Source organism: uncultured Campylobacter sp. (assembly GCF_938040115.1).
In the GTDB taxonomy this organism is placed as follows: domain Bacteria; phylum Campylobacterota; class Campylobacteria; order Campylobacterales; family Campylobacteraceae; genus Campylobacter_A.
Genome location: NZ_CALHXD010000024.1, coordinates 1 through 8,341, shown reverse-complemented (window position 1 = coordinate 8,341; position 8,341 = coordinate 1). Strand labels below are relative to the sequence as shown.

Here is an 8,341-nt window from a genome sequence, read left to right as displayed (position 1 = left end):
GCGAGCAGTTACGCCTGGCAAACCAGATGTCGTTTCGCTCGCTCTCGTCCTTAGCGCGTCTAAATTCGCTAGCGCCGTTTTCTCTAAACACTCGCTCGATCGTGGCGAGATCCTGCTCCAGGCCGTCTAAAATGTCGCCGTCCACGTCGGTGATGAGCAGCGCGCCCGCATCTTGCGGTAGGCCTTTGTTAAATTTAGTCTCGACCGCGCGTATGCAAAGCGCGTCCAAAAACTCCATGGCTACGGGCGTCACGCCTGCTGCCATCGTCTTATAAACGGCGTTCATCGCAGCGTTTACGCTAGGGAAAATTCCCATCGCCGTTTTTCTAAATTTAGGCTTTGCGATGAGTTTTAGCGTGATCTCGGTTATTACCGCTAGCGTGCCCTCGCTAGCGATTAAAATGCCAGCGATATTGTATCCTGCGACGTCTTTTATCGTGCGTTTGCCGGCGCGGATCACTTCGCCGTTAGGCAGCACCGCTCGTAGCGCCATGACGTAGTCTTTAGTGATGCCGTATTTTGCCGCGCGCATGCCGCCCGCGTTTTCGCTGACGTTGCCGCCTAGCGTCGAGTACTCCTGGCTGGCGGGATCTGGCGGGTAGAAAAGGCCTAGCTTCTCGGCTTCGCGCTGCAAATTTATATTTATACAGCCCGGTTGCACGACGGCAACCATATTTTGCATGTCGATTTCTAGGATTTTATTCATATGCTTTTCAAAAGCAAGCACCACGCCGCCCTCGTGCGCTAGCGCCCCGCCCGTAAAGCCGCTGCCAGCACCCCTAGGCACGATTATGATTTTATTTTCGTTGCAGTACTTTAAAATCTCGCTAACGTCGCGCTCGTCTCTAGGGAAAAGCACGCCGTCTGGTAAATGCCGCTTTTTCGTCGCGTCGTAGCAGTAGGCGATCCTGTGCGCGTCGTCAAAGTAGGCGTTGTCCGCACCTAGTAAATTTACAAAAAATTTAGCGTGTTTTTCGTGCATCATTTCTCTTTCAAAAGAGCTTTGTAGTGGCGGTCAAAGTCGCTGATCTGCTCTGAGCCCCATTTCCAAAATACCGTATCGATATCCTTGACGCGAGTGTAGAAAGGTAGCTGGTAGTATTTGACCGCGCCGCTTTGGAAGCGTTTTAGCGGCTCGAAACTCTGGCAGTCGGCAAAAAGCGCTTCGTTATTCATAGCGATAAAGATTAGCCCCGCCGCGCTTTGGTTGCACATCTTACGAAAGTCGTCGCGGCTAGGGTTTGGCTTATACTCGTAGCTTAGGTACGAGCCTACGATATCGGGGTGGATAAAGGTGATATCTTTAAACGCGTTCGTTACTTCGGCGTAAATTTCTTTGTTCGGCACGATGATGAGCGAGCGGTTGTAGAGGTAGTTTAGGATGATCTCGTCGCCGCTTTTAGGCAAAATTCCCGGTATCGGTAGAGCTTTTTGCGCTAACGTGTCAAATACCTCGAATCGTACCTTTGCAAAGCCGCCGCCTTTTTGCGTGACGACCGCGCGAGCGATGATTGAGCTTTGAGCGCCGTCAAATTTATGCATCACGACGCCACTACTGCCTACGACGATATCTGAGTTGTCTATGATTGTGCCTACGCCCTCATCCACGCTTATTAGCGGGGCCTTGTACTCTCTCATCGAAAACTCCGCTGCAAAGCTAAGGCAAGCCGCCGCTAAAAATAAAAGAAATTTTTTCAAAATTTATCTCCTGAAAGTTTGAAATTTTAGCGCTCATTATATCTGAAACTGGCTTAGTTTTGCAAAATGTAAGTAATTTTCGAGTAAAATACGGCTTTTAAATCAAGGGATTTTATGAAGAAATTTTCATTAGCTTTACTGCTGGCGGTAAATTTATTCGCCGCCGCACCTATACAATCTACCGTCCAGGAGCTTAGCTGGCCTAGCGGAGATACGTTTTTAACTTTTTTGGAGAAAAATTCCATCCCCCTTTCTCTTTATTATGATATGGATTCGGACGATAAGGAGTTTGTAAGCGAGATAAAAGCGGGCATATCGTATCAAATTTTAAGAGACGAAAAAGGCGGGATAAGCCAGGTGCTAATCCCCGTAAACGAAGAGCTCCAAGCGCAAATTTATAAAGATAACGACGGAAAGTATAATTTTCAGCTTTCCTCGATCTCGTATCAGACGCATAGGCGCGTACTTAGTATGCCGATCGTATCGAATCCTTCGCAAGATATACTAGAAGCTACGGGTAGCGCGGCGCTAGCGCATGGATTTTATCTAGCTATGAGGAGCGAAGTGGGCGCTAAAGAGTTTACGAAGCTAAAAAAAGGCGACAGGCTCGCGATGGAGTATACGCAAAAGATGAGACTGGGACGCACGTTCGGCGCTCCTGAGATATACTGGGCGACGATTGAAATCAGTGGCAAAAAATACACGGTTTATAAATACGAAAACAAATACTACGACAAAAGCGGCAAGAAAAACGATAAATTTTTGCTAACTAGACCGATCGCAAACGCTCGTATTACCTCGCCTTTTACGCCCAAGCGCTATCATCCGATACTAAAGCGTTATAAGGCCCATCTAGGCGTGGACTACGGCGCTCCTAAAGGCACTCCGATAAAGGCCGCAGGCGAGGGTACGGTAAAATTCGTCGGTACTAAAAGCGGCTACGGCAAGGTAGTAATACTAGGTCACACTAGCGGTTACGAGACGCTATATGCGCACACTAGCGGCTTTGCTAAAGGTATAAAAAGCGGAGTAAAAGTTAAGCAAGGTCAGCTCATCGCATATGTAGGAAACACGGGCATGAGTACGGGTTCGCACCTGCATTTCGGCGTTTATAAAAATGGTAACGCTATAAACCCGGAGACCGAGATAAAGGTAGCTAAAAGCGTATTTGCCTTAAATGAAAGCGCTAAATTTCAAAAATATATAAAACAGTTTGAAAATAAGATAAAAGAGTATGCCAACAAGGATGAAATCCCTGAAAAAGAGCAGAAATTTGATGCGGCGATGGACTGGGAGCATCCTATAACCGAGCCAAAAGCAGACGTAAATTTGACGATGACGGATGCAAATTCTACCTTTTCTAGCGGAGATTTAAATTTAACTACGGAGACGAAAAGGGCAGAGGAGAATTTAACTAACATCGGCTCTTTAAAAACCGATATAAATTTGACAAAAGAGACAAAGAGTGACAACAAGGAAGACAATGCGACCAAAACCGAAGCAAATTTGACGAGCGAGCTTACAAGCAGCGCCGACGATGTAAATTTGACGGACTCAAATTTAACTAAAACAGAGTCAAATTTGACCGTGCAGCCTAAAGCTGAAAGCAACTCCTCTGGAGCCAAAACGGATGCGAACGAAACGGCAAATTTAGCCGCGGCAAAATCAGCAAAACCGGAGTCAAATTTAACCTCTGCAAAAGCGTCAAACAAGGCGGCAAGCAAGACTGAGCCAAAAAAATCAAGCAAAGAGGCAAAAAAGTCAGAGTCAAATTCATCCGCTAAAAATAAAGACAAAACAAAACAGACGGATAAGAAAAAGGACAAAAAAAATAAAGAAACCAAAACCGAGTCCAAAAAGAAAAAAGACGTAAACGCCAGCAAAGATAAGTCTAAAAAGCAAAAAGATGCCGCCGATAAAAAGGCTAAATCAAAAGGTAAAACCTCCGAGTCAAGCGACAAAAAGAAGTAAATGATGGAAGAAAACGAGCAATTAAACGAAGCCAAAGAGCTGCTAGACTCGCACCTAAACGAGACGATTGATAAGGAGCTAAGCCCCGCCGACCTCGCCCAGCATCTAAAAACGCTCAAAAAGCACGATGAGGAGCTCTTTGGCGAGTATCTCGAAAAGCTAGACCCCGAGATCCTGGGCGACGTAGCGATCGAAATGCCAGATTACATGCTAAAGGACGTGATCGAACAAATACCAAGCAACAAGATCATCGAGGCGATCGAGGAGCTAGAGAGTGACGACGCGGCCGAGCTTTTGGAGTATATCGAGGAGATCGACGAGCAAAAGGCTAAAGAGCTCTTTGACGGCCTGGATAAGGACGATCAGGAGGAGATTTTACGTATCCGCAGCTACGACGAGGGCGAAGCGGGCGCGTTCATGCAGACGGAGCTTTTTAGCGCGCATATCGACGAGCAGCTAAAAACGGCGGTCGAGCGGCTAAGGCGCGAGAAAGAAGAGGGCAAACTAGAAAACGTCTCGCAGCTTTTTATCACCGATAAAAAAGGCGTTTTGCTCCATGCGGTGCCGCTTGAGGATCTGATACTATTTGACTTTAACCAAACATTAAGAGAGATCATCGCAAAGAGCGAAGAGGATAAATATAAACCCAACGTAGCCGTTGATAACGAGCCTATCGAGACGGTCGTAGAAACGGTCGAAAACTACGATATGAACTCGATCGCGGTCGTCGATAGCAAGGGTTATTTGCTCGGTCGTATCACAACAGACGACATCCACGACTTTATAAAAGAAAGTGCCACGGAGCAAATTTATAACCTAGCCGGCGTCGACGACGAGGCTGAGGAAGAGGATACGAGCCTGGTTAAGGCCACTCGCGCGCGCGCCGTTTGGCTTCTCATAAATTTATTTACCGCGCTTATTAGCTCCTCGATCATCGGGCTTTTTGACGAGACAATAGCTAGCTACGTAGCGCTCGCGGTGCTGATGCCAATCGTAGCATCCATGGGCGGAAACACCGGCACGCAGGCGCTTACGGTTACCGTGCGCCGACTAACTCTGGGGGAGATCGAGTTTAAAAACGCCGCAAATGCGCTAAAACGCGAGGTCGGCATCGCGCTTATAAACGGACTAACCTTTGCATTTTTGATGGGCATTATCGCTGCGCTGTGGTTTAACCGCCCGATGCTAGGCGTCGTTATCGGCACTTCGATGTTGATAAATTTGTTTTTTGCCGGATTTTTCGGTACTTTGATACCGCTAAGCTTAAAGAAATTTGACATCGATCCCGCCGTCGGCTCTGCCGTGCTGCTTACCACCGTTACCGATACGGTCGGCTTTTTTAGCTTTTTAGGACTGGCAAAATGGATACTTCTGTAAAAAATATCAAAATAGAAAATTTAACCGCCCCGCGCTACGTAAAGCCGTATCAAATTTCCTTTGATCTGTGCGAAAAGTCCGTCAGATGGGAGTGTATCAAGGCTCACGACAGCGTCTCGGTACTGCTTTATCACGAGGACAAGGACGCGTTTTTGCTGGTTAAGCAGTTTCGTCCCGCCGTTTGGTTTAATCTGCAAGAAGGGCGCGAGCTAAATTTGACGCAAAAGGGCGACGAGGGCTATACATACGAGCTTTGCGCTGGCCTGATGGATAAAGGCAAGAGCGAGGAGCAGACCGTCATCGAGGAGATCGCCGAGGAGACGGGCTTTGCCGTGAGCAAGGTCGAGCGCATAACATCCACCCGAGGCGCGCTTGGGTTTGGCGGAGCGAAGCAGACGATGTTTTTTGCCGCTATAAACGACGCGATGAAGATCGGCGAGGGCGGCGGCATAGACGGCGAAAATATCGAGCTGGTTTACGTTCCGCTTGATCGTGCGCGGGAGTTTATGTTTGACGAAAGCAAAACCAAGGCCACGGGGCTGATGTTTGCTTTTATGTGGTTTTTTGCCAAATTTAACCGTTAGTTCGTGTCAAATTTCAAATTTCACGAAAAATAATCAAATTTAAGGAAAACAAATGCTAAAGAAAATAGTTTGCGTCGCTTTTTTGGCGTCTGCGGCTTTTGCCGCGGTGCCTGCTTTCGAGGAGGCGAGCGCGGAGCTAGCTCAAAACAACTACGACAACGCCTTAAAGCTCTTTGAGAAGTCTTGCTACGAGGAGAAAAATATCGTAGGCTGCTATGCTGCGGGCTTTATAAACATTAACGCCTATTCGCAAAACTCTAGCGAGGCAAAAGGCTTCGAGCAGTTTTCAAAAGCTTGCGATGCGGGCGATATGGACGGCTGCAAATCTCTGGGCGATATCTACGAAAACGGACAGGCCGGACAGGAAACCGACTATAAAAAAGCGATAAAATTTCATGAAAAAGCTTGCGAGGGTAAAGTGGGCGCTGCATGCGCGAGAGTGGCCGGATACTACGACGAGGGCAGGGGCACCGAGCAAAATTTAGCCAAAGCGTCTAAATTTTATGAAACCGCGTGCAAGTACGAGGACGCGAGCGGCTGCCACGCGATAGCTGATATGTACGAAAGGGGCGAGGGTGTAAAAAAAGACGCGACAAAGGCGATGGATTTTTACGGGCTGGCTTGCGACTACGGCTCTAGGGGAGCTTGCGCTGATTTTAGAAAACTTTATAAAAACAAAAAATAAGGAGCCGCTATGTTTAAGAAAATTTATCTCGTTTTGATTTTAGCCGGATTGGCGGCCGCGCAGACGAATTTTGAAATCGCTACTAAAAAATACCTACAAGATATGGGCGACAAAAACGTGCCCAAACTCTACGAAAAATCGTGCCGCGAGGATAAAAACGCCGTAGGTTGCTACATAGCCGCGCAGCTAAAAGCCTATCAAACATACGACCTAAAAGACGATGAGGAGCATATGCGAATAAACAGCGAAGTTTTTGAGCTTTATAAAAGCGCTTGTGATCTTGGCTACGCTAAAGCTTGCTTGGCGGCGGGCGATTTTTACGACTCTACGCCGTCAAATGATAATTTTGTCGTAGAGCAGGACGATACGGAAAAATCAGCCGAATTTTACGAAAAAGCATGCGAGAGCAAAGACGGGGAGGCTTGCCTAAGGATAGCTAAACAGCACGATAGCGCCTCAAAATTCGCCGATGCGCTAAAATACTATAAACTAGCCTGCGAAGCGAGAGAGGCCGAGGGCTGCTATAACGCGGCCGATATCTACGAGTCAGGCGACGGAACGCCTAAAAATAGCGCCGAGGCGGCGAAATATTACGGTCTTGCTTGCGAAAACGGCCTTGGTCGCGGCTGCGCCAAATCTAAAAAATTTAGCAAATAGGAGGATGCGTTGAGAAAGATTATTTTAGCCGCGATCTTAGCGGCGGCGGCTTTTGGCGGGAACTTTGAACAAGCCACGAAAATTTATCTAAAAAAATCGGACTTCGAAAACGGCGCACGACTGTTTGAAAAATCTTGCAACGACGATAAAAATGCCGCCGGCTGCTATATGGCGGCGTTTTTGGGCGAGCAGGGGCTCTCATATAACGACGATGACGGCGGCGAAAAAACCTTTGCGCTATATAAAAAGGCCTGCGATATGGGCGACATGGACGGCTGCACGGCCGTAGCCGCGGTGTACGAGGGCACCATACTGTGGCAAATCTCTCAGGTAGACTACGAAAAGGCGGCGGCGCTTTATGAAAAAGCCTGCGAGGGCGGAGTCGGCGAGGCATGCTATAGGGCGGCTGCTCATCACAGCGGCGAATACGGCGGCGAAAAAGATCCGCAAAAAGTCCGCAAATACTACTCGCTAGCCTGCGACCACAAAGACTCGCAAGGCTGCTATATGCTCGCGCAAGGATACGAAAAGAGCGAACAGGATATGAAAAAAGCGATGGATATCTACGGGACCTCTTGCGACTACGGATATACGGAAGGCTGCGTTAAATTTAGAGAACTCGTTAAAAAAACGAAATAAAATCTGCGCCTCGCTCGCTTTCGGCTATCTAGCTCGCGGGCGTGGCTTAAATTTGACGACAAATTTGATTAGCCGCTTTTGATTTTAGGGCAAGTGCTTATTTAATTCCGAGCTTTGCGGAGTACCCTCTTGCTTGGATTTCTCGATTAAAATTTACTTCTTTTGCTATGTGTCTGCACCACAAAATCCGTTTGAATAATGTCTGAATTAAATTTGCCGTTTCGCTCGATAAAATCAAATTTGATCTGATTTAACTCTCCGCAGTTTAAATTTAACGGCGAAATGCTGTATCAAATTTGACGTTAAGCTAAATTTATAGCCTCAAAATCTAAGCTGCAAATTTGAGTAGCAAAGTCCAAATTTGGCGACCGCAAATCAGCTTTCAAATTTATCGCCCGGCAAATCGTAAATTTGACCGCCAAGCCAAACGATCAAATTTAGCCGAGTAGCCCAAATTTGACGTGCCGAGCAAACGGGCTCCGGCTTAAATTTGCCGCACTTGCCGAACTTATTTTGCTCAAATTCGGCGTCAAATTTACCGCAGCGCTTAGCTCAAATTTACCTAAAACAACCCCTTGAGAAGCCCTTTTATCGCATCTTTTTTTGCGTCTTTTTTCGCATCGCCCGTGGTGCCGTTTTCGTCGTCTTTGCCGAATTTCTTATCCAAAAATCTATCGAGCTCCTTAACCGCCTTGCCCTTTAGGTAGTCCGAGCCGATCGTGTATTTCGG

The 8,341-nt window shown here is 47.3% G+C and carries 8 protein-coding genes; 6 read left to right on the top strand and 2 right to left on the bottom strand.

The features are described 5' to 3' along the window. Both Q0314_RS01170 and Q0314_RS01165 read right to left on the bottom strand, forming a co-directional pair. Positions 1-982, bottom strand: a 982-nt coding sequence (locus Q0314_RS01170; RefSeq protein WP_298055588.1) for an FAD-binding protein, incomplete at its 3' end; no start/stop codon positions are given. Continuing rightward, a complete protein-coding gene (locus tag Q0314_RS01165) occupies positions 982-1,698 on the bottom strand; it encodes a plasminogen-binding N-terminal domain-containing protein (protein WP_298055585.1) in 717 nt (238 codons plus the stop codon). The genes Q0314_RS01170 and Q0314_RS01165, both read right to left, overlap by 1 nt. Positions 1,699-1,812: 114 nt before the next feature. Between Q0314_RS01165 and Q0314_RS01160 the strand changes: the two genes are divergently transcribed. From Q0314_RS01160 to Q0314_RS01135, 6 genes are read left to right on the top strand one after another with little or no spacing between them, the layout of a single operon-like run. Beyond that, the gene (locus Q0314_RS01160; protein WP_298055582.1) at positions 1,813-3,669 is read left to right on the top strand and encodes a peptidoglycan DD-metalloendopeptidase family protein; all 1,857 of its coding nucleotides are present in this window, start codon (positions 1,813-1,815) and stop codon (positions 3,667-3,669) included. Between the two features lie 3 nt (positions 3,670-3,672). Then, positions 3,673-5,046, top strand: coding sequence for a magnesium transporter (mgtE, locus tag Q0314_RS01155; RefSeq protein ID WP_298055589.1), 1,374 nt, complete (start codon positions 3,673-3,675; stop codon positions 5,044-5,046). After that, complete coding sequence (locus Q0314_RS01150; RefSeq protein ID WP_298055579.1) at positions 5,031-5,630, top strand: NUDIX hydrolase; 600 nt, start codon at positions 5,031-5,033, stop codon at positions 5,628-5,630. Before mgtE ends, Q0314_RS01150 begins: the two co-directional genes overlap by 16 nt. Before the next feature lie 52 nt (positions 5,631-5,682). Further along, on the top strand, positions 5,683-6,315 hold the full coding sequence (locus tag Q0314_RS01145) for a tetratricopeptide repeat protein (protein WP_298055576.1): 633 nt from the start codon (positions 5,683-5,685) through the stop codon (positions 6,313-6,315). 9 nt (positions 6,316-6,324) lie between these two features. Next, on the top strand, positions 6,325-6,972 hold the full coding sequence (locus Q0314_RS01140) for a tetratricopeptide repeat protein (protein WP_298055574.1): 648 nt from the start codon (positions 6,325-6,327) through the stop codon (positions 6,970-6,972). 9 nt (positions 6,973-6,981) lie between these two features. After that, a complete protein-coding gene (locus Q0314_RS01135) occupies positions 6,982-7,611 on the top strand; it encodes a tetratricopeptide repeat protein (protein ID WP_298055572.1) in 630 nt (209 codons plus the stop codon). The last annotated feature ends 730 nt before the right edge of the window (positions 7,612-8,341 follow it).